Annotated in this window: 20 protein-coding genes and 1 pseudogene; 8 read left to right on the top strand and 13 right to left on the bottom strand. The window is 64.8% G+C overall.

Features of this window, described 5'->3' with window-relative positions:
- Positions 1–48: 48 nt before the first annotated feature.
- The 5 genes from I6L45_RS02105 to I6L45_RS02085 form a co-directional block, all read right to left on the bottom strand.
- The gene (locus I6L45_RS02105) at positions 49–1404 is read right to left on the bottom strand and encodes an NCS2 family permease (RefSeq protein ID WP_216983325.1); all 1356 of its coding nucleotides are present in this window, start codon (positions 1402–1404) and stop codon (positions 49–51) included.
- Between the two features lie 255 nt (positions 1405–1659).
- Positions 1660–1989 (bottom strand): hypothetical protein, encoded by a 330-nt coding sequence (locus tag I6L45_RS02100; protein WP_216983324.1) that lies wholly within the window; start codon positions 1987–1989, stop codon positions 1660–1662.
- A gap of 146 nt (positions 1990–2135) precedes the next feature.
- Positions 2136–3803 carry an energy-dependent translational throttle protein EttA gene (gene ettA / locus I6L45_RS02095; RefSeq protein ID WP_043758312.1) on the bottom strand — a complete coding sequence of 556 codons (1668 nt, stop codon included), beginning with the start codon at positions 3801–3803 and terminating at the stop codon, positions 2136–2138.
- 277 nt (positions 3804–4080) lie between these two features.
- Entirely contained in the window at positions 4081–4923 is an 843-nt protein-coding gene (locus I6L45_RS02090; RefSeq protein ID WP_216983323.1) for a lytic transglycosylase domain-containing protein, read from the bottom strand.
- Positions 4924–4961: 38 nt separating this feature from the next.
- Entirely contained in the window at positions 4962–5162 is a 201-nt protein-coding gene (locus I6L45_RS02085) for a hypothetical protein (RefSeq protein WP_216983322.1), read from the bottom strand.
- A 118-nt stretch (positions 5163–5280) separates the two neighbouring features.
- Between I6L45_RS02085 and I6L45_RS02080 the strand changes: the two genes are divergently transcribed.
- From I6L45_RS02080 to I6L45_RS02070, 3 genes are read left to right on the top strand one after another with little or no spacing between them, the layout of a single operon-like run.
- Positions 5281–6009 carry a glycosyltransferase family 2 protein gene (locus I6L45_RS02080; protein ID WP_231557826.1) on the top strand — a complete coding sequence of 243 codons (729 nt, stop codon included), beginning with the start codon at positions 5281–5283 and terminating at the stop codon, positions 6007–6009.
- Entirely contained in the window at positions 6009–6374 is a 366-nt protein-coding gene (locus tag I6L45_RS02075; RefSeq protein ID WP_043758321.1) for a lipid-A-disaccharide synthase N-terminal domain-containing protein, read from the top strand. Before I6L45_RS02080 ends, I6L45_RS02075 begins: the two co-directional genes overlap by 1 nt.
- A complete protein-coding gene (locus I6L45_RS02070) occupies positions 6361–8052 on the top strand; it encodes a glycosyltransferase family 39 protein (RefSeq protein ID WP_216983321.1) in 1692 nt (563 codons plus the stop codon). The genes I6L45_RS02075 and I6L45_RS02070 overlap by 14 nt, the downstream gene beginning before the upstream one ends.
- 300 nt (positions 8053–8352) lie before the next feature.
- Here I6L45_RS02070 and I6L45_RS02065 read toward each other — a convergent pair whose 3' ends face one another.
- Complete coding sequence (locus tag I6L45_RS02065; RefSeq protein ID WP_216983320.1) at positions 8353–9363, bottom strand: NAD-dependent epimerase; 1011 nt, start codon at positions 9361–9363, stop codon at positions 8353–8355.
- A complete protein-coding gene (locus tag I6L45_RS02060) occupies positions 9360–10721 on the bottom strand; it encodes a UDP-glucose/GDP-mannose dehydrogenase family protein (protein WP_216983319.1) in 1362 nt (453 codons plus the stop codon). The genes I6L45_RS02065 and I6L45_RS02060 overlap by 4 nt, the downstream gene beginning before the upstream one ends.
- A 316-nt stretch (positions 10722–11037) precedes the next feature.
- Here I6L45_RS02060 and I6L45_RS02055 point away from each other — a divergent pair, with 316 nt between their 5' ends.
- Positions 11038–11646 (top strand): YitT family protein, encoded by a 609-nt coding sequence (locus I6L45_RS02055; RefSeq protein ID WP_134695483.1) that lies wholly within the window; start codon positions 11038–11040, stop codon positions 11644–11646.
- A gap of 149 nt (positions 11647–11795) precedes the next feature.
- Here I6L45_RS02055 and I6L45_RS02050 read toward each other — a convergent pair whose 3' ends face one another.
- The 3 genes from I6L45_RS02050 to I6L45_RS02040 are packed head-to-tail and all read right to left on the bottom strand — an operon-like array spanning position 11796 to position 14476.
- Entirely contained in the window at positions 11796–12587 is a 792-nt protein-coding gene (locus tag I6L45_RS02050; RefSeq protein ID WP_216983318.1) for a heme ABC transporter ATP-binding protein, read from the bottom strand.
- 15 nt (positions 12588–12602) lie between these two features.
- The gene (locus tag I6L45_RS02045) at positions 12603–13634 is read right to left on the bottom strand and encodes an iron ABC transporter permease (protein WP_043758335.1); all 1032 of its coding nucleotides are present in this window, start codon (positions 13632–13634) and stop codon (positions 12603–12605) included.
- Positions 13631–14476 carry a hemin ABC transporter substrate-binding protein gene (locus I6L45_RS02040; RefSeq protein WP_216983317.1) on the bottom strand — a complete coding sequence of 282 codons (846 nt, stop codon included), beginning with the start codon at positions 14474–14476 and terminating at the stop codon, positions 13631–13633. The genes I6L45_RS02045 and I6L45_RS02040 overlap by 4 nt, the downstream gene beginning before the upstream one ends.
- Positions 14477–14644: 168 nt before the next feature.
- Here I6L45_RS02040 and hutX point away from each other — a divergent pair, with 168 nt between their 5' ends.
- On the top strand, positions 14645–15157 hold the full coding sequence (gene hutX, locus I6L45_RS02035; RefSeq protein WP_216983316.1) for a heme utilization cystosolic carrier protein HutX: 513 nt from the start codon (positions 14645–14647) through the stop codon (positions 15155–15157).
- Positions 15154–15711 carry a heme utilization protein HutZ gene (hutZ, locus tag I6L45_RS02030; protein WP_216983315.1) on the top strand — a complete coding sequence of 186 codons (558 nt, stop codon included), beginning with the start codon at positions 15154–15156 and terminating at the stop codon, positions 15709–15711. The genes hutX and hutZ overlap by 4 nt, the downstream gene beginning before the upstream one ends.
- A 66-nt stretch (positions 15712–15777) precedes the next feature.
- Here the strand turns inward: hutZ and I6L45_RS02025 are convergent, their stop codons facing one another.
- From I6L45_RS02025 to I6L45_RS02015, 3 genes and pseudogenes are all read right to left on the bottom strand, one after another.
- Positions 15778–16185 (bottom strand): hypothetical protein, encoded by a 408-nt coding sequence (locus I6L45_RS02025; protein WP_216983314.1) that lies wholly within the window; start codon positions 16183–16185, stop codon positions 15778–15780.
- Between the two features lie 42 nt (positions 16186–16227).
- Positions 16228–16771, bottom strand: a pseudogene (locus I6L45_RS02020) (isochorismatase family protein).
- Between the two features lie 21 nt (positions 16772–16792).
- Positions 16793–17758, bottom strand: coding sequence for a ChaN family lipoprotein (locus tag I6L45_RS02015; RefSeq protein WP_216983313.1), 966 nt, complete (start codon positions 17756–17758; stop codon positions 16793–16795).
- A 201-nt stretch (positions 17759–17959) separates the two neighbouring features.
- Between I6L45_RS02015 and I6L45_RS02010 the strand changes: the two genes are divergently transcribed.
- A complete protein-coding gene (locus tag I6L45_RS02010) occupies positions 17960–20053 on the top strand; it encodes a TonB-dependent hemoglobin/transferrin/lactoferrin family receptor (protein WP_216983312.1) in 2094 nt (697 codons plus the stop codon).
- A gap of 259 nt (positions 20054–20312) precedes the next feature.
- Positions 20313–21467, top strand: a complete 1155-nt coding sequence (locus tag I6L45_RS02005; RefSeq protein ID WP_210547989.1) for a 3-phenylpropionate MFS transporter — start codon at positions 20313–20315, stop codon at positions 21465–21467.
- Positions 21468–21496: the final 29 nt, after the last annotated feature.

Below are 21496 nucleotides of genomic sequence, written 5' to 3'. Positions count from 1 at the left end.
TGAAAAAAGCCCGTCGATGACGGGCTTTTTTGTGGGTGCAAGCGAGGGTTAGTGGCTGTCGACCCAGACAAACTTGAGCACGAACAGCAGGGCCACCACCAGCACGCAGGGGTTGATCTCGCGCCAGCGACCGGTGCCCGCCTTCATCACGCAGTAGGAGATGAAGCCCACGGCGATCCCCTCGGTGATGGAGAAGCTGAACGGCATCATGACGGCGGTCATGAAGGCCGGCACCGCCTCGGTCAGGTCTTCCCACTTCACCCGGGTCAGCTCGGAGCACATCAGCACGCCCACGTAGATAAGGGCGCCCGCGGCGGCGTAGGCCGGCACCATGGCGGCGACCGGGGAGAAGAAGATGGCCAGCAGGAACAGCACGCCGACCACGATGGCGGTCAGGCCGGTGCGACCGCCCACGGCGACGCCGGAGCTGCTCTCGATATACGCCGTCACGGAGGAGGTGCCCATAAAGGCGCCGCCGACGGAGCTCACGCTATCCACCACCAGGGCCTGCTTCATGCGCGGGAAGTGACCCCTGTCATCGGCCAGCTTGGCGCGGTTGGTGACGCCGATCAGGGTGCCGGAAGAGTCGAACAGGTTGACCAGCATAAAGGAGAAGATGATCCCCGCGAGGCTGATGTCGAGCGACCCCATCAGATCCAGCTGGCCGAATACCGGCTCGATGCTGGGGGGCATGGAGACGAAGCCCTTGAAGGTGACATCCCCGAATAGGAAGCCCAGCCCTGTGGTGACCACCATGGAGATGAGCACGGCGGAGTGCACCCCACGGGCGGAGAAGATGCAGATCAGGAAGAAGCCCAGCAGTCCCAGCAGGCAGGGCAGGGAGGTGAGGTTGCCCACGGTCACCATGGTCGCGGGGCTCGCGACGACGATGCCGGCGTTGTGCAGGCCGAGCAGGGCGATGAGCAGGCCGATGCCGGCGGTGATGCCGACTCGCAGGGTGAGCGGGATGTTGGCGATGAGCCAGTAGCGCACCCGCAGCAGGGTGAGGATCAGCAGGCCCAGGGCGCCCCAGAAGATGGTGCCCATGCCGACCTGCCAGGAGTAGCCCATGCCGGCCACCACCACGAAGGCGAAGAAGGCGTTGAGGCCCATGGCGGGCGCCAGGGCGATGGGCAGGTTGGCCAGGAGACCCATCAGGATGCTGCCGATGCCGGCGATGAGGCAGGTGGTGACGAACACGGCCTGGGTGTCCATGCCCGCAGCAGAGAGGATCTGCGGGTTGACGAACACGATGTAGACCATGGTCAGGAAGGTGGTGATACCGGCGATCACCTCGGTGCGGGCCGTGGTGCCATGACCGCGCAGGGCAAACAGGCGCTCGAGCAGTCCATGCCCGGCAGCCGGGCTGGCGGTCTGCCCGGTAGCGTGATGTGGTTGATTCATGTTGGATTCCAATGGGTAACGTGAAATAAGCAGCAGGGGGGCCGCACCCATCCATGCGGGGTGAAGGGCCCTGTTTCTGGCGGTGAAATGACCAGACTCGTCCTGATACCGTGACAGCGCGCACATTTTTACACAGGCGGCCAGGTTTACAAACCCCGGATCTGCGAGGCGGATCAATGAATAGAGCAAAAATTCAAACGTTTGCTCCGGGAGGCGTTAAAACGGGGCTCGATAGAAGCTTAGCTGTGGGAGCCATCAACGGCTCTTCAGGTAGCGCTCGATAAGCTGGCTGAGCACGGCGTCGCTCTGCTCCAGCAAGGGGTCGAGTGCCAGCCCCAGGCGCTGCAGCAGCAGGTCGGCCTGGGCCTCGCTCAATTTGCGCCCCTCGATGAGGAACTCCTGCTCCGGCAACTGCTTGTCATGGCGGGGGAGCAGCACCCAGTTGACCCGTTCGGGCTCGATGGCGGCAAAGACCCGACGGGCTATCGTGCAGAAGGTGTCGATGTGGTGCTTGCCATCCGGCCCCAGGCAACCGGGTTCAAGCCGGATCTGGATGGTGAGTCTGGGGGCGGTGGGCTGGGTCATGGCGCGTTGTCACTGGGTGAAGGAGGGGATGATTGTAATCCGGAAGGGGATAAAAAGGGGAGCTGTGCTCCCCTTGTCATCACGGCGTTTGCCATGCCGTCCCCGGTCGGTGCGGCTGGGCCGCCTTGCTCCATCGCCAGGCGCAATTACTTGGCAATACGCTTGTACTTCGCGCGATGCGGCTGGACGGCCTCGGCGCCATAGGTCTTCTTCTTCCACTCTTCGTATTCGGTGAAGTTGCCCTCGAAGAACGCGATCTTGCCCTCGTCCTGATAGTCCAGGATGTGGGTGGCGATGCGGTCGAGGAACCAGCGGTCGTGGGAGATGACCATGGCACAACCCGGGAACTCCAGCAGGGCGTTCTCCAGGGCGCGCAGGGTTTCGATGTCCAGGTCGTTGGTCGGTTCATCGAGGAGCAGCACGTTGCCGCCGGTCTGCAGCAGCTTGGCCAGGTGCAGACGGCCTCGCTCGCCACCGGAGAGCTCGCCGACGCGCTTCTGCTGGTCAGAGCCCTTGAAGTTGAAGCGACCGATGTAGGCGCGGCTCGGGAACTCGTAGTTGCCGATGCGCAGGATGTCCTGACCGTCGGCGACCTCTTCGAACACCGTCTTCTTGTCATCCATGCTGTCGCGGAACTGATCCACCGATGCCAGCACCACGGTTTCGCCCAGGGTGATGGCGCCGGAGTCCGGCTGCTCCTGGCCCGACATCATGCGGAACAGGGTCGACTTACCGGCACCGTTCGGGCCGATGATGCCGACGATGGCACCCTTGGGTATGGCGAACGACAGGTCATCGATCAGCACCCGATCACCGTAGGATTTGCGCAGGTTGGCCACTTCCACCACCTTGTCGCCGAGGCGCGGTCCAGGCGGAATGAACAGCTCGTTGGTCTCGTTGCGCTTCTGGTAGTCGTTGGTGTTGAGCTCCTCGAAGCGAGCCATACGAGCCTTGGATTTGGCCTGACGACCTTTCGGATTCTGACGAACCCACTCCAGCTCCTTCTCGATGGACTTGCGACGGGCGGCTTCGGAACTCGCTTCCTGGGCCAGACGGGCGTCTTTCTGCTCCAGCCAGGAGGAGTAGTTGCCTTCCCAGGGGATGCCCTCGCCGCGGTCCAGCTCCAGGATCCAGCCCGCCACGTTGTCGAGGAAGTAGCGGTCGTGGGTGATGGCCACCACGGTGCCCTCGTAGTCGTGCAGGAAGCGCTCCAGCCAGGCCACGGACTCCGCATCCAGGTGGTTGGTCGGTTCGTCCAGCAGCAGCATGTCCGGCTTTTCCAGCAGCAGGCGACACAGGGCCACGCGGCGGCGCTCACCACCGGAGAGGTGCTTGATCTGGGCATCCCAGGCCGGCAGGCGCAGGGCGTCAGCCGCGCGCTCCAGCTGGTTTTCCATGTTGTGACCGCCCTGGGCGGCGATGATGGCTTCCAGCTCGCCCTGCTCGCGGGCCAGCTTGTCGAAGTCTGCGTCCGGATCGGCATAGGCCGCATAGACCTCGTCCAGACGAGCCATGGCGCGTTTCACCTCGCCCACGGCCTCTTCCACCGCCTCGCGCACTGTCTGCTCCGGATCCAGCTTGGGCTCCTGGGGCAGGTAGCCGATCTTGATGCCGGGCTGCGGGCGGGCTTCCCCTTCGATCTCGGTGTCTAGCCCGGCCATGATGCGCAGCAGGGTGGACTTACCGGCGCCGTTCAGACCCAGCACGCCTATCTTGGCGCCCGGGAAGAAGGATAGGGAGATGTTCTTGAGAATATGACGCTTGGGCGGCACGACCTTGCCGACCCTGTTCATGGTGTAAATAAATTGAGCCATTGGCTAATTCTCTTCCTTTCAGCAGTTTAATGTCTTGGCATTAACAGACTGATGTCGTGGTGGGGCCGGGTCGGCGGGGCCGACACGGTTCCAAAAAACCCGTCGATTGTAAACCAATGGGAGGAGGGCGGCAAAGCCGCCACCGGGGTGCTGGCGCTGGCGAGGCTGGGGAGCGGGAGGGCCGCATCAGGCCACCCGCCGGGGCTCATGCTTAAGACTTCCTTAACTCTGGCCCGATAGGATACCCACTGAACGGCGGTGCGGGCCCGGATGGTGGTCAGCGTGGCCGTTTCTGCCCCTTGTCCGCATCGTGTCCCGAGTAGTAGAGCACCCGCTGCACATACTCCTGGGTCTCCTGATAGGGAGGCACGCCACCGTGGCGCATCACGGCTTGCTCCCCGGCATTGTAGGCCGCGCTGATCCTGACCCAGTCAGGGCCAAACTGCTTCTCCAGCCATTTCAGGTAGATCATGGCGCCACGGATGTTCTGCTGCGCATCGAACGGGCGGGTCACGCCGAAGCGGGCCTGGGTCTCGGGGATAAGTTGCATGACCCCCTGGGCCTGTTTGGGGGAGACGGCCTGGCTGTTCAGATTGGATTCGGCGATGGCGATGGCCAGCGCCAGCCTGGGATCGACCTTGTGACGCAGGGCTGCCTTGCGGATCTGGCTTGCCAGCTGCTGCTTGGCGACCGGTTGGCGGGCGATGTAGTGCTCCAGATCGAACGGTGTGCCCGGTTGCACCCAGGGGGCGCCGCCGCCTCCCCCGACGCCACAGTTACCCAGGGGGGCATTGCCGACCCGTGCGTTGTAGTAGCGGCCTGCCTGCTGGTTGCCGAGGCGCATGGCCATGGCCAGGTAGGCGTTGGCGCTGCGGGCGTTGCGGATCCCCTGGGGGCCGCGAGCCAGCAGGCGGCCGATGCGGAAATAGGCCTCGGGGTTGCCGAGGCGAGCCGCAGAGCAGTAGTGGGCGATGGCCTGCCTCGGGTTGCTGCGCTCCAGGGTGGCGCCCTGACGCAGGGCGCTCATCGCCTTGGGGGCCTGGCGAAAGGCTTCGGCGTGGGCGGGGGTCGTGGTCAGGAGGAGGAGGATCCCCCAGCCCCAGATGCAGAGTCTCTGCATGATGGATACCTCGTTTTCGTATCCGCAAGATATAGGTTCTAGGTGGGCTGGCTGCCAGCCAGATGATGGAACATGTGGTTATGTCTCAGTTCATCAGAGACGAAAATGGTATGGAACTTTTGACCAGGAGATGCACCTGCGGGTTGCGGTGCCCGGAAGAGCGGCAGGACAAAATGACTGCGTAATGCACCGTAGTTGATGCCGTCGTTAATTGCAGAGTGGTAGACTGCGAACGTCATGATGCAATACCTTGTATTTTAGTGGGTTATGGCGTTAAGGCCCTCTCCCGATCTCATGATGTGAGCAACAGGATTAGTTGCGTTCTTCTATTGTTGGGAAGCTCTTATGGGTTATTCAGTGGATGTATCAGTCGTAGTGCCAGCCAAGGACGAGCGGGACAATCTGGCCCCCCTCATCACTGAAATCGATACCGCTTTGGGGGGCAGTTACGACTACGAATTGATCTATGTGGATGATGGCAGTGAAGACGACAGCTACGCACTCCTGTGCGAGCTGAAGGCCCGCTTTGCCAGGCTGCGGGTGGTGCGACACGTCAGGGCCGTCGGCCAGAGCATGGCGGTGTTGAGCGGCGTGCGCCAGGGGCGAGGTGACTGGCTGGTGGTCCTCGATGGGGATGGCCAGAACGATCCGGCCGACATTCCCGCCATGCTCGAGGAGGCCAAGCGCCGCTTCGAGGCGGACAAGAATCAGGTGGGACTCATCGGCCATCGCGTCACGCGCCGCGACGACTGGGTCAAGCGCCTCTCGTCGAAACTGGCCAACGGTTTTCGCGATCTGCTGCTCAAGGACGGTATCCCGGATACCGGTTGCGGGCTCAAGGTGGTGCGACGTGAATGGTATCTGCGCCTGCCCTCCTTCAATCACATGCACCGCTACATTCCCGCCCTGATCCAGGCGCAAGGGGGCACCATGTCTCCCTGGCCGGTCAATCACAGGCCGCGGCAGGCGGGCGTCTCCAAGTACGGTGTCTGGAACCGGCTCTGGGTCGGGCTGGTGGATGTGGTCGGCGTCTGGTGGTTGCAGCGCCGCTCCAAGGTGGTCGAGATCCGGGAGATTCTGGAGTGATGGATACCCTGCTCTCCATGCCACTGGACTGGCTGGACTGGACCGGTCTGCATGTCACCGGCTGGAAGATCATCGGTTACACCGGGGCGCTCATGTTCGGCGGCCGCTGGCTGGTGCAGTTCATTGCCTCGAAGCGGGCCGGGCGGCCCGTCATTCCCCGCCTGTTCTGGTACATGAGCGTGCTCGGCAGCCTGATGACGCTGAGCTACTTCGTCTTCTCCCCCAAGCAGGACTCCGTCGGCGTGCTGCAGAATCTCTTCCCCACCTTCACCGCCCTCTACAGCCTCTATCTGGACATCCAGCATCGCGGCTGGAACCGGGACAAGCTGGCCACCAACCGGGAGGTGCGCGATGGTGGCGAGTGATCGCTTCTTGCTCGACCAGCGCTCCCTGGGCTGGCTGCTGCTGATCGCCCTGGTGGTGCTGGGAGCGGGTCTGGGCTTGCGGGATCCCTGGCCGGCCGATGAGCCCCGTTTCGCCCTGGTGGCCAAGGAGATGGTGGAGAGCGGCCAGTGGCTGTTCCCCATGCGGGGCGGCGAGATCTACCCGGACAAGCCCCCCATGTTTATGTGGGGGATAGCGATAGGGTATCTGCTGACCGGCTCCATCAAGGTGGCCTTCCTGCTGCCCTCCCTGCTGGCGGGTCTGCTGACCATAGCGCTGGTGTGGGATCTGGGCCGCCGGCTGTGGAGCGCGCAAGTGGGCTTTATGGCCGGCCTGCTGCTGCTGTTCACCGTCCAGTTCACCCTGCAGGCCAAGACGGCGCAGATCGATGCCCTGGTGACCTTCTTCATCACCCTCGGCGTCTACGGTTTCATCCGTTTCCTGCTCTGTGAGGGGGGCTGGCGCTGGTACTGGCTCGGCTGGTTCGCCGCCGGCCTTGGCATCATCACCAAGGGGGTGGGGATCCTGGCCGTGCTGATCCTGATCCCGGCTGTCTGGACCCATAGAGAGCAGATCCGTGCCGCCTCCCGGGCCGACTGGCTGAAAGGGCTGGCGGGGCCCCTGTTCATGCTGCTGGCCATCGGCCTGTGGCTGGTGCCCATGCTGCTCGCCGTGGCCCAGAGCGGGGATCCCGTGCTGCAGGCCTACCGGGACAACATACTGCTGCGCCAGACGGTGACCCGCTATGCCAACTCCTGGCACCACGTCAAACCCTTCTGGTATTACCTCACCTCGGTGATCCCGCCATTCTGGCTGCCCCTCTCCCTGCTGCTGCCCTGGCTGGTGGTAGCGTGGCGCAAGGCCGTTCAGGGGCGGGACAAGCGCATCATCCTGCTGCTCGGTTACCTGGTGCTGGTGATCGTGTTCTTCTCGGTGTCGCCGGGCAAGCGCGGCGTCTATGTCACGCCGGGCACGCCGGCCCTGGCCCTGCTGACGGCCCCCTTCATCGCCCAGCTGCTGGCCCGGCGCTGGCCCGGCCGTCTGCTGTCGGGCCTTGGCTGGTTGCTGGGGATCGTCGGCGTGGGCGGTGCCGCGGCGCTGGTCTTCAGTGCCAGGCTGGCGAGCAAGGCCGGAGAGCTGGGGCCGGCCCCCTGGCTGCCCTTGCTGGTGCTGGGGGTTGCGCTGCTGCTCCTCAGCGCCGGGCTGCGCCGGGCGCCCCTCACTGCCATCCTCAGTTCGCTGGCGGTGGGCTGGCTGATCTACTCCTGCTGGATCTGCGTGAAGCTCAACGACCTGCGCACCCCCGAGGGGGTGATGGCGCTGGCGGTGGCGCGGGTGCCCGCGGAGAACGCGCTGCTGCTGGCCGGCTTCAAGGAGCAGCACCTGCTGTTCACCCGTCAGCCGCTCTGGCACTACTCCTATCGGATGCCGGATGAAGAGCAGGCTCGCGAGGCGGCGGCCTGGGTGGCGGCCGCCCCCGGCCGCCAGGTGCTGGGGGCAGCCGATCTCATGGCGCGCTGCTTCGAGCCCTCTCTCATGGAGAATCTCGGCAATCGCCACCGCACCGACTGGATGCTGGCCGACAGCTCGGCCCTCAAGCCCGAGTGCCGCGGGCTTACCCCCGGGGTCGAGCCGTTCCACTATGCCCCCGGCCCCTGAGGCTGGAGACCCGGGTCCGGATAAGCAGAAGGGCTGCCAGTGGCAGCCCTTCTTGTTGTCGGATCCCCAGGTGCGATCAGGCCTTGTAATATGCCTTGTACCAGTCGACGAAACTCTCGACCCCCTCTTTCAACCCGACTCTGGGTCTATAGCCGGTTGCTTCGGTACGAACAGGGCCCGTTGGGGGCTCAGGCCTGGTAGTAGGATCTGTACCAGTTGACGAAACTCTCGACCCCCTCTTTCAACCCGACTCTGGGTCTATAGCTGGTTGCTTCGGTACGAACAGCGCCCGTTGGGGGCTCAGGCTTGGTAGTAGGATCTGTACCAGTTGACGAAACTCTCGACCCCCTCTTTCAACCCGACTCTGGGTCTATAACTCGTCGCCTCGAACAGCGCCTCGGTGTCGGCCCAGGTGGCGAGCACATCGCCGGGCTGCATGGGCATCATGTTGCGGATGGCCTGCTTGCCGAGGGCGGCCTCGATGGCCTCCACAAAGTCCAGCAGCCGCACCGGGCTGCCGTTGCCGATGTTGAAGAGGCGATAGGGGGCCGGGCTCGACTCGGTCTGCCCATGCCAGTTCGCCTCGCCGACCGGCGGGCGGTCCGCGATGCGCACTATGCCTTCCACTATGTCGTCGATATGGGTGAAGTCCCGGCTGAGCTGGCCCTGGTTGTAGATGTCGATGGGCTCGCCATTGAGAATGGCACGCACGAACTTGAACAACGCCATGTCGGGGCGTCCCCAGGGGCCGTAGACGGTGAAAAAGCGCAGTCCCGTGGTCGGCAATCCATATAGGTGGGAGTAGGAGTGGGCCATCAGCTCGTTGGCCTTCTTGCTCGCCGCATACAGGGAGACGGGGTGATCCACCCCGTCCGAGGTCTTGAACGGCATCTGCTCGTTGAGGCCGTATACCGAGCTGGAGGAGGCGTAGACCAGGTGCCCGACCCCGTGATGGCGGCACCCCTCCAGCACCGTCAGGGTACCGGTGAGGTTGCTGTCGGCGTAGGCAAAGGGGTTGTCCAGGGAGTAGCGCACCCCGGCCTGGGCACCGAGGTGGATCACCCGATCGAACCGCTCCCGGGCACTCTCGCGGGCAAAGAATGCCGCCATGGCTTGCCTGTCCGCGAGATCGCAACGCTCGAAGCGGAACCCGGGCAGCGGCAGGAGCCGGGCCAGGCGCGCCTCCTTCAGGCTCACCTCGTAGTAGTCGTTGAGATTGTCGAGACCGACCACCTCGTGGCCCTCCTGGATGAGCCGCTGCGCCAGGTGAAACCCGATGAAGCCGGCGGCGCCGGTGACGAGATACTTCATTGTGCCCTCTCCAGAATGCGTGCCTGTTCCAGGCTGTTGCCGCGGCCAATGGCGTAATAGGTGAAGCCGCGCTGGTGCAGGCGGGCCGGATCATAGAGGTTGCGGCCATCGAGGATGACGGGCTGCTTCAGGGTGCGTTTGATGAGCTCGAAGTCGGGGGCGCGGAACTGTTGCCACTCGGTGCAGATGAGCAGGGCATCGGCGCCCTTGAGGGCGGCTTCCTGGGTGCCGCACAGGGCCAGATCGTCGCGCAGGCCGTAAAGGTGCTGGGCCTCTTTCATCGCCTCGGGATCGAACGCCTGCACCTTGCCGCCAGCGGCCCAGATGGCCTCCATCAGCACCCGGCTCGGGGCTTCGCGCATGTCGTCGGTGTTGGGCTTGAAGGCCAGCCCCCAGAGCGCGAAGGTGAGACCGCTCAAGTCTGCACCGAAGTGCTGGTGGAGGCGCTCGGCGAGCCTGTGCTTCTGTCTGTCATTCACCTGTTCCACCGAGCGCAGCAGGGGCACGTCACAGCCGTTTTCGCTCGCGGTATGGATCAGCGCCTTCACATCCTTGGGGAAGCAGGAGCCGCCGTAGCCGCAGCCCGGGTAGATGAAGTGATAGCCGATGCGCGGATCGGCGCCTATCCCCTTGCGCACCTCCTCGATATCGGCCCCGAGGTGCTCCGCCAGCCCGGCCATCTCGTTCATGAAGGAGATCTTGGTGGCCAGCATGGCGTTGGCGGCGTACTTGGTCAGCTCGGCGCTGCGTTCGTCCATCTGGATGATGCGATCGTGCTGGCGGTTGAAGGGGGCGTAGAGCTCTTCCAGCAGGGCGAAGGCATGGGACGAGCCGGTACCGATGATGATGCGATCCGGCCGCAGGCAGTCATTGACGGCGGCCCCCTCCTTGAGGAACTCGGGGTTGGAGACCACCTCCAGGGGCAGCTCGACGCCGCGATCGCGCAGGATGGCCTCGATATGGTGGCGTACCCTGGCGGCGGTGCCGACCGGCACAGTGCTCTTGTTGATCACTACCTTGCCTGCCTGCATCAGCTGACCTATGGTGCCCGCCACCGCCAGCACGTGCTTGAGATCGGCGGAGCCGTCCTCATCTGGCGGGGTACCGACCGCGATGAAGATGAGCTCGGCGAAGGCCACCCCTTCGGTCACGTCCGTGGTGAAGTGCAGGCGGCCGGCCTGATGGTTGGCCTGCACCATGGGGGCGAGGCCGGGTTCGAAGATGGGGATGATCCCCTCCTTGAGGCGCGCCACCTTGGCGGCATCCACATCCACGCAGGTCACCTGATGGCCCATCTCCGCCAGCACGGCGGCCTGGACCAGACCGACATACCCTATCCCGAATACGGTGACTCTCATCTGCGATAGCTCCTTGAGGCAGACTTGTTGCAAGACAGCCATTCTAGAGCGATTCAACCCCGTGGACAGCGGGCTCTGCCTAGTTTTCAGCTTTTCTTCAGGTTCTCTTCAGCCTGGCGCAAGAGGGAGTGGCAGATCTTGGTGCAGGGGCTGTAACGCTGAGCTGACGAGCACCATTTTGGTGCGTGTGGCCGCGGACTTGTGATCCGGCTCACTCAAACCGGACACTGTGGCCATTACGAAGTCCCGGCCCACGGGGCTCATCCCCGCCAGAGATGGCGGCAGACACTCTTTCACTTCGCATGGACACCCGGTTATGGACAACACCCCCCGCTCTGCGCACCCGCTCTATGAGGATGTGCTCGCCCTGCTGACCGCGGCAGGTTTCGTTTCACTCGGCATCTTCCTGTTCCATCAAGTCGGGCTGCTCACCGGTGGCACTGCCGGGTTGGCCCTGCTGTTGCAGCAGGTGACCGGCATCAGCTTCGGCCTGCTGTTCTTCACCATGAACCTGCCCTTCTATGCCCTGGCCTGGCTCAGGATGGGGCCGCGCTTCACCCTCAATACCTTCGCCGCCGTGGCCACCGTCTCCTTCATGACGGATCACCTCAACGCCGTGTTGCAGATAGGCAAGATTGAGCCCGTCTATGCGGCCCTCATCGGTGGCACCCTGATCGGCATGGGGCTGCTCATCATGTTCCGCCACAAGGCGAGCCTGGGGGGCTTCAACATCCTGGCGCTCTTCATTCAGGACAGGTTCGGCATCCGGGCGGGCAAGCTGCAAATGGGGCTGGATTGTGCCATCGTCATCGCCTCTTTCTTCGTGGTTTCCCCCTGGTTGCTGGCCCTCTCCGTGGTGGCCGCCATCATCTGTAACCTGGTGTTGACACTCAATCACAAGCCGGGCCGCTATCAGATTGCTTGAGCCGCCGGCTTGCCCCGACACAAAAAGAGCGCCTGATGGCGCTCTTTTTGTCTCTGCAGTCTGGGGAGTCTGGTGCTCGGCCTCGGCTCTCTGGGCAGTGCGTTTCCGGGGCCTGGGGGTTATCGCGATGGACGGCGGCGGGCCCGAGATCAGATCACCATGGGCAGGCCGCTCTGGGGGTGGTGGATCACCTGGGCCGGGTAGCCGTAGAGCCGCTCGATGAGCGCCGGCGTCAGCACCTCTGCCGGGGCGCCGTCCGCCATCAGGCGGCCCTGCGCCAGCATCACCAGCCGGTCGGCGTAGCGGGCTGCTAGGTTGAGATCGTGCAGCACCACCAGGACGGCGGTGTGACGGCCGGCCAGGGCGCGGGCCATGGCGAGCAGCTGATGCTGGTACTTGAGGTCGAGGGCCGAGGTGGGTTCGTCCAGCAGCAGCAGCCTCGGTTGTTGGGGCTCGTAGGGCGCCTGCCAGATCTGGGCAAGCACCCGGGCAAACTGCACGCGCTGGCGCTCCCCGCCGGAGAGACCCGGATAGAGGCGGCCAGCCAGATGATCCACCCCGGCGTGGGCCATGGCGGCCTGCACTATGTGGTCGCGTCGGCTGGCTGGCTCGCTGTGGGGCAGGCGCCCCATGGCCACCACCTCCTCGCACAGGAAGGGGAAGCTCAGGGAGGAGCTCTGGGGCAAGACGCCGACCCGGTGCGCCAGCGCGTTGCCGGCCCAGCTCTGGCGATCCCTGCCGAACAGGGTGATGCTGCCCTGACAGGCCAGCTCGCCGGTCAGGCACTTGAGCAGCGAGCTCTTGCCCGCGCCATTGGGGCCGAGCAGGGCGGTCAGGCTGCCCGCCTGCAGGCGGAGATCCAGGCAGTCTAGGATGAGGCGGTTGCCCCGGGTGAGGCTGATCTCCCGGCACTCAAGCAGGGGGGAGGGGGATCCGGGCAAGGGGACTGTCTCCTGTTACAGGGTCCGGCGGCTCTTGACCAAGAGCCAGATGAAGAAGGGAGCCCCCATCAGGGCGGTGATGATGCCGACCGGCATCTCGGCCGGCGCCAGCAGGGTGCGCGCCAGCATGTCGGCGCCCAGCAGCAGGGCGGCCCCGAGCAAGGCGGAGAGCGGCAGCAGCCGGACGTGGTTGGGGCCGGCCAGCAGCCGCACCAGATGGGGCACCACCAGGCCGACGAAGCCGATCATGCCCGCCACCGCCACTGCCACGCCGACTCCGGCGGCGGTGAGCAGGATGAGCCGCCGCTTGAGGGCCTGCACGTTCACCCCCAGGTGGCGAGCCTCCCCCTCGCCCAGCAGCAGGGCGTTGAGGGGGTTGGCATCGCGCGCGAACAGCAGCAGCAGGGCGGCCAGGGTCAGCAGCGCCAGCGCCACGTCCACCGGCTTGCCCGCTGCCAGCGATCCCATCTGCCACAGGCTCAGGTTGCGCAGCATCTGATCGTCGGCGAGATAGGTGAGCAGGCCGATCACGGCGCCGGAGAGCGCCGTGATGGCGACGCCGGCCAGCAGCATGACGGTGACCGAGGTGCCTCCCTCCCGGGTGCCGAGCAGATAGACGAGGGTGGTGGTCAGCGCCCCGCCGAGGAAGGCGAGCAGGGGCAGCAGGCCGAGGCCGAGCAACGCCTGCAGCTGCTGGCCCAGGGGAGCCAGCAGCACGATGGCCAGGGCGGCGCCGAGCGCCGCGCCGCCGGAGACGCCGATGATGCCGGGATCGGCCAGGGGGTTGCGAAACAGCCCCTGCATCACGGCGCCGCAGAGGCCGAGGATGCCCCCCACCGCGATGCAGAGCAGGGTGCGGGGCAGGCGGATCTCTTTCACGACGAGGAGCTTGTGGGCCTCCATCCCGCTCGCCTGTCCGGCGAACAGGGCGCGCAGGCTCTCGCCAAACGACAGGGACATGGGGCCGGTCGCCAGGGAGCCGACCAGCAGCAGCGCCAGCGCACCGCCGGTGAGGGCGAGCAGCCAGGGCAGTGGCAGGCGCATCATGATCCTTGCTTGATCCACTGGGCGATCTGGTTCGCCTGCTGCAGGGAACGAAGGCTCAGCCCCCCCTGCAGGGCGTGGCCGTCGATGGCGTGGATGGCCCCGCGCTTGCCGGCGGGGGTGGCTTCCAGCGCCGGCACCTGGCTCAGCACGGAGGCGGGATCCTGATACTGCTGCCAGTCGCGCCCGCTCACCAGCACCAGATCCGGCTGCAGCTCGATGAGGGATTCGGTGGAAACGGGTTTGTAGTCGTGCAGCCGGGCGACCGGGTTGACGCCACCGGCCAGGGTGATGAGAGCGCTGGCGGTGGTGTTGCCACCGGCGACGCTGGTGGGCTGCCCCTTGTGCAGCAGCAGGAAGAGCACCTTGAGCGGCTTGTTCTGCTTTGCCTGGGTGGCCAGCTGCTCGCTCTGGGCCCGAATCTCGCCCTTCAGGCGCGCGCCGGCGGCCGGGTCCTGGAGCAGGGCGGCCAGGGTGTCGATGCGCTCGTCGAGGTTGGCGAGGGTGGGGGCGGTGGGCAGCACGTCCACCTCGACCCCGGCCCGGCGCAGCTGTGCCAGGGCGGGTGGCGGCCCCATCTCGTCGCTGCCGACCACCCGGGTCGGGGCCAGGCTCAGGATCCCCTCGGCGGCCAGGGCGCGGTGGTAGCCGACCCGGGGCAGGTTCTTGGGTTCAGGGCTGCTCACATCGGTGGCAATAATGCTCGACTCACCCCCCAGTGCCAGGATGAGTTCCGTGGTGGCCGGGCCTATGCTGACGATACGCTCCTTCGCCGCGGCGGGCAGGGAAGAGAGGGAAAGGGCGCAGCCTAACAGGCTGAGAGCGAGGGCAAAACGACGGCCCATGCGAACCTCCGAGGGATGAGTGAGAGTGGGATTGCCGCCGAGAATATCAAGCCCGCGAGAAAAATGCACTGAGAATGAAAGCGATTATCAATTGCGTTAAGTGGGTCGCTTCATTACAGTATCCGCCGCGACACCGAGCACCATTGCGGATCATCCAGGGGAGAACCGATGAGCATTGCACAACGCATTCAGACACTGCTGGAGCAGGACCCCAGCGCCCATCCTTCCAGCATCGCCACCCAGCTGGCCGTCAGCGAGTGGGAGGTGGTGCGCCACCTGCCCGCCGACTTGATGACGCAAGTGCCGAACGATCAGGCCGAAGCCTTGCTGGCGGATCTGGCCGGCTGGGGCCCGGTGACCACCATCGTCGAGTCCGACGGCTCCATCTTCGAGGTGAAGGCCCCCTTCCCCAAGGGCAAGACGGCCCGCGGCTACTACAACCTGATGGGACGGAACGGCGAGATGCACGGCCACCTCAGGCTCGACAACGTGGTGGGCATCGCCCTGGTCAGCAAGCTGTTCATGGGCAAGGAGGGGCACTCCTTCCAGTTCTTCGGCCACAGCGGTCGCTGCATTTTCAAGATCTACCTGGGCCGCGACGAGCAGCGCCAGCTGCTGCCTGATCAGGTAGAGCGTTTCATGGCCCTGCGCCACCAGTATCAAGAGGAAGTCAAAGCATGAGTGAACGTCAGGAGCGTCTGCAAAACCGCCTGCAACCGGAGATCCGCGAGTTTCGCGACGGTTGCCGCACCCTTCAGCTCGCGACCGTGGACAGTGAAGGCAACCCCAATGCCAGCTATGCCCCCTTCGTACTGCAGGAGGATGGTTACTATGTGCTCATCTCCGAGATCGCCCGCCACGCCCGCAACCTGCAACAGGTGCCCAAGGTGTCGCTGATGCTGATCGAGGACGAGAGCGGCGCCCGCGAGCTGTTTGCCCGCAAGCGCCTCACCTTCGATGCGGTGGCCGAGGTGGTGTCCCGGGACGACGAGCGCTGGGAGAAGGCCGTTACCGCCCTGGAAGGACGCTTCGGCGAGATAGTCAGGGGGCTTTCCAACCTCAAGGACTTCGTGCTGTTTCGCCTCAAGCCCGAGCAGGGGCTCTTCGTCAAGGGCTTCGGCCAGGCGTTCCGGGTCTCCGGCGACGAGCTGGTGGACTTCGTCCATCTGGTAGAGGGGCACAAGCGCATCGACAACGGCGCCGAGCTGACCAGCCCGGCGGACGAACCGGTCTGACGGACGCGAGTCTGACATGAAAAACGGGCAGCCCAGGCTGCCCGTTTTGTTGTCTGCACGCCCAGGTCACTCCTGCCAGGAGGCCTGGTTGGGGAAGGCATCGCGATCGGCCTGGGAGGCGGTCTCGTTGCATTCCCCCCGGATCTTCCAGGAGGTCTGGCTGAGGACGATGTAGCCACTGCGGCAATACTTGTTCGTCGCCAGCATCTGGGTCAGCTGATCGTCCTGCAGCGCCTCCCGGCGCTCCAGCAGGCTCTTGCTGCGGCGGGTCAGGCGACTGTCATCGTCCTCCTGCAAGTGGCCCGGCAGGGCGTCTAGGGGCGCGGCCTCGAAGGTGAAGCGCTTGCTCCCCTCCTCGTTGATGTGGGTGTGGAACAGGGGGGCCGGGCCATCGGGCGCTATCCCCGGCAAACCGGAGCAGGCGGTGATCGCCGGTAACGACAGCAGCAGGGCAACGGCAGAGAGTTGACGCACACAAGACTCCAATCAGGTGATCGCTTCAGGGCGGGCAGCTTATCACGCCTGCGCGCCTTGAGGGTTAGTGAGCAGTTGATCCGTGGTGAGCAGGGTCACGCTTCTGCCCTGGGGCAGGCTCAGGTGCCGCCACATCCAGTGGTGATGCTCGATGATCTGTTCGGCACTCAGGTGTGGCCTGTCCGCTGTGGTGTGGGCATCGGTCACCGCGAAGACGTCGAACCCCTGGGCCGCGGCGCTGCGCAGTGTCGACGCAAAAGTCGGTGGCGCAGCCGCACAGCAGCAGCCGGTCCACCGGTTGTTCCGCCAGCAGGAAGCCGAGCTCGGTGTCGAGGAAGCTGTCGCAGGCGGTCTTGCGTACTCGGCTGTCATGGGCGCCCGGCGTCAGATCGGCGTGCAGTTGCCAGCCCGCGCTGTGGGGGGCGAGCTCGGATCCCGGCTCGTCGTGTTGCACATAGATGACGCGCCCTTGCCGGGCCCGCACGGCGTCGGCCAGACGATTGACGTTGGCGATGACTCGGGCGTCCTGATGGCGGGGTTGCTCGAAAAGCCCTTGTTGCATGTCGATGACCAGTAACACATCCATATGAAATCCTTGGGCTATTTGTCAGGGTTGCAGCCACTGGCTGCAGTCACGGCTGCGAGATTGATGCAGTGCGCCCATATCTTGCTTCATTTCCTCCGCATTTAGCCAGCGCTCCGGCAAGGGGGTGATCTGCACCCTGACGTCTGGGGTACTCCCCGGGGCGGCCCTGGCATCCGTCTGCGGCACGATCAGCGCCACCTTGAGGGCCGGGTTGCGGCTGGCGATGCGGCTCGCGATACCCAGCCCCCCCTCCACGTGGAAGTTGCCGGCGATGTGCATGATGCGTCGGCCGGGATGCTGCTCGAGGTAATCGACCATGCTCTCGGCCATGGTGTCATCCCAGCTGGTCTGGGCGGCGAAGCGGCGGGCATTTCCGTCCGCATCCCCATGATGCAGGGAGGCCATGAACTTCTGGCGATAGGGGTCATCCCCCAGGGTGAGCTCGCGGGCGAGCTGGCTGCGGCGGCTGGCAGGCAGCTTGTCGAGCCACTCGGGCCCTTCCTGGCCGACGCAGCTCACCAGTGGCTTGGGGGCATTGGCGGCGATCACCGTCAGCTGCTGCGCCTTGGCAAACTCCACCAGGGGGCGGTAGTCGCTCGGGTAGTTGGGCCAGGCGTGGCCGTCCCGGATCAGCGCCGCCTCGCCGATGCGCCCGGCCAGGTAGGCATCCAGCACGGGTTGATCGGCGCGGCTGAACTGCTCCATGGAGAGCACCAGCCCCCGGCCATCGAGGCGCGACATACCGGCCAGCTCCGCCAGCAGGTTGGCTTGCAGCAGGTGCACGGCCGGGTGGCTGTGCAGCTCGCCCACCAGCACTATGTCCGCATCCTTCACCCTGTCCATTGCCTGGGCGAGGCTGAGGGGGCTGTCGTCCGTCCCCTCGCCAAGCTGGTAGTGATAGAGGGTCTGGGGAGGCTGGCTCTGCGGCGGGGTGGCACAGGCTGCCAGCAGCAGGGGCAGGGCGAGCAGGGGGAGTCGTCGAGTCATGGCATCTCACTCACAAGGGCAGAGTTTGGCAAAGGCACTGCACCACACGATGGCAGCATGGCGAGCAGGAAAAAAGAGGCGCTAGTGTAAAACCCCCCAGAAGTAAAAGAAAATGAGAATGATTCACTTTATTATTGATCTTTGTCACTGACTGGGTAAGATGCCGTTCGATTGATAATGATTCTCAATAAGGACTTTGCAGTGGCGCACAACAACCCCCCCTCACTGATTGCCTTCGCCGTGGCGGCAGGGCTGGTTTCCCCCGCCTTCGCCGCAGACACCCAGACCGATGAGGTCATGGTGGTCAGCGGCTCCCGAATGGAGCAGAAGCTGGAAGATGTCTCCGGCCCCATCGCCGTCATCACCTCGGAGCAGATAGAAGAGCAGGTCGTCAGCAACGTGGCCGATCTGTTCCGCTACGAGCCGGGCGTGAGCGTGCAGGGGGGGGCGGGGGATGCCCAGACCTTCACCATCCGTGGCATGAACGAGAACCGGGTCAAGGTGGTGCAGGACGGCGTGCGCCAGAACGATGCCTACAAGAACGGCGGCGTGGGACAGACCTACTTCGACACCGACATGATCAAGCAGGTGGAAGTGGCCAAGGGACCGGCGTCCGCCGCCTACGGCTCCGATGCCCTGGGGGGCGTCATCGCCATCACCACCAAGGATGCCGGCGACTTCCTGAAGGGCCGCGACAGTTATCTGGACGCGACCACGGGCTACGCCTCCAGCAGTCACCAGAAGATGGCGGGGATCACGGGGGCGCTGCGCGCCGGGGAGTTCGAGAACCTGCTGCGCTACACCTGGCGGGACGGCGGGGTGACCCAGAATTACGACGGCGACAAGGACGAGTTCGACATCGTCAGCCAGGCCGTGCTGTTCAAGAGCAAGTGGAATCTCAGCGACGACCAGTTCCTGAAGCTGACGGTCGACTACTTCACCGAAGGGCAGGATCCGGATGCCGTCGATCTGACCAAGACCGGCTCCGTCTTCAACCAGCCGATCACCGACAAGGAGACCGACAATCTCTCCCTGGTGCTGGATCACGGCCTCGCCCTGAATGCCCCCTGGGCGGATCGGGTGGACAGCAAGGTGTATTACACCCGCACCAAGCAGACCCTGGATCAGTACGCCTCTTCCAAATACCCGGTGCGGCCGACCAACCCCTATGTGACCAAGAACTCGCTGGACCACAACGGTTTCGAGCAGGAGAGCCTGGGGGCCCAGGTGAAGTTCAGCAAGGCCCTCGCCAGCCAGCGTCTGGCCTGGGGCCTGGAATACGAGCACACCGACAACGAGCGCACCCGCTTCAAGGGGCCGACGGTGCCGGGGGACTTCGTCGGCTATAGCGAGCTGAGTTTCCCGTCCACCACCAGCGAGCGCAGCGCGCTCTGGGCCTTCGACGAGATCAAGTTCGGCGATCGCTGGGTGCTGACCCCGGGCATGCGTTACGACTACTACAAGATGACTCCGGACGAGGATCCCGCCTACACGGGCGAGAACATGAAGAAGATCTCCGAGGGGGAGTTCTCGCCCAAGCTGGGGCTGGTGTTCAAGGCGCACGAGGCGGCGAACCTGTTCGCCCAGTACAGCCACGGCTTCAAGGTGCCCATGTATGACAACGCCTTCTCCACCCTGAACCACCAGGCGTATGGTTACCGCATCGAGCCGAACCCGAACCTCAAGCCCGAGAGCAGCGACGGCATCGATCTCGGCGTGCGCGGCAGCAGCGGCGGCTTCAGCTACGAGGTGGCCACCTTCTACAACAAGTTCGACGACTTCATCGAGCTGACCGGGGTGGGGACGGAAGGGCGCACCGCCGTCTACCAGTACCAGAACCTGGACAAGGCGACCACCAAGGGGGTCGAGGCCAAGGCGGACTACTGGCTGAACGCCCTGGTCAACGTCTGGGGCAACCTGGCCTACATCGAAGGCAAGGATGGCGACGGCAACTACATCAACAGCCTGAGCCCCCTGAACGGCAGCCTGGGCGTGCGCCTGGAACAGCCGAACTGGAACATCAACACAGCCCTGCGCTTTGCCGACGACATGGACAAGGTGGGCAAGGATGCCCGCGGCAACGACAACATCAAGAGCGCCGGGTGGGGCGTGGTGGATCTCTATGCCCAGTTCAAGCCGATGCAGGATCTGCAGCTCAATGTCGGCGTCTTCAACCTGTTTGACAAGGAGTACGTGAGCTACGAGAGCATTACCGGCCTCGCCGCCAGCGCGGACACCAGCGGTCAGACCGAGCCGGGTCGCAACCTGAGCGCACGGGTGAAGTACGTGTTCTGACGGAACGGTGCATGTCATGAAGAGGGGGCCACTGGCCCCCTTTTCGATGGGAAGGGGAACGGCGCCAAAAAGAAACCCGCCGGCGGCGGGTGGAAGGATTGCAACACTCATCAGGAAGCGGTGTTATTCAAATAGACAGGGGGATGTGACAAAGGTTCAATTTTATTGATATTTCTGGTTTTTATCCTGGCTGCCGCCTGGGGATCCCCGCCCCGAAATCGGTTATCATTTGTGCCCCTTGTCTCGCAGCCGAGCCCCTATGCCCGCGTTCTCCTGGTTAGCCCTGTTCTTCGGTGCCTTCTACTTCGTCTATGGCGCCTATCTGCCGTTCTGGTCCCTCTGGCTGGAAGGCATAGGGGTGAGCGCCGAGCAGATCGGCCTCTTGCTGGGGGTCGGCATGGCCATCCGCTTCGCCGGCAACCTGGTGGTGATGGGACGGGTCAAGGGGGCGGGGCAGCTGTTGCCCGTCACCCGGCTGCTCTGTCTGCTGAGCCTGCTGGCCTTCCTCGGCTTCTATGTCAGCCACGGCATCTGGTGGCTGGTGGCGCTGACCCTGGCGGCCAACTTCATCTACCCGACTTTGATGCCCATGGGGGAGGCGCTTGCCACCCGCATGGTGGTGCAGACCCACCTCGACTACGGCAAGGTGCGGCTGTGCGGATCCTTCGCCTTTATCGTCGCCTCGACCCTGGTGGGCGCCCTGGTGGGCAACTTTGGCAGCGACTGGGTGCTGCACACCATGGTGGTCGGGCTGCTGATCATGCTGGGGCTGAGCCTGCTGCCGCTGCACCCGGCCCCCCGGGAGCTGCAGGGGGAGCGGGCCAAGGCCTCCTTGAAGGAGACGCTCAAGTCCCCCTCGGTGCGCCGCTTCCTGCTCATCACCGCCCTGCTGCAGGGGAGCCATGCGGCCTACTACGGGTTCAGCGCCATCTACTGGAAGGCCGAGGGCTACAGCGGCACCCTCATCGGTTATCTGTGGGCCCTGGGGGTGGTGGCGGAGATCGCCATGTTTGCCGCAGACAAGCGCTTCCTACAGCGCTTCGGGGCCCAGACCCTGTTCCTGGTGGGGGCCGTCGGCTGCGTGGCGCGCTGGGTGCTGCTCGGCAGCTCCACCGAGCTGGCGGTGCTGGTGATCGGCCAGCTGCTGCACGGCGTCACCTTCTGCATCAGCCACCTGGGGGCCATCCGTTTCATGACTCGCCAGCTGCCTGCGGAGCAGCAGATCCCCACCCAGGCGCTCTACGCGGCGCTCGGCCTCGGCATGACGGTGGCCGCCCTGATGACGGTGAGCGGCCTCCTTTTCGAGTCCCTCGGTGGGGGCATCTTCTTCATCATGGTACTGGTGGTGCTGCCGGTCTTCGTGCTGCGACTGCGTGAAGAGCGCGGCGACGCGCGGCCTGCACCGGGCCACTGAGACGGGCCCGCCTCTGGCGGGCCATCGAC

Source organism: Aeromonas sp. FDAARGOS 1415 (assembly GCF_019048365.1).
In the GTDB taxonomy this organism is placed as follows: Bacteria; Pseudomonadota; Gammaproteobacteria; order Enterobacterales; family Aeromonadaceae; genus Aeromonas; species Aeromonas taiwanensis.
The sequence above is the reverse complement of the archived record's forward strand: the minus strand, read 5'-3'. Positions and strand labels throughout refer to the sequence as shown.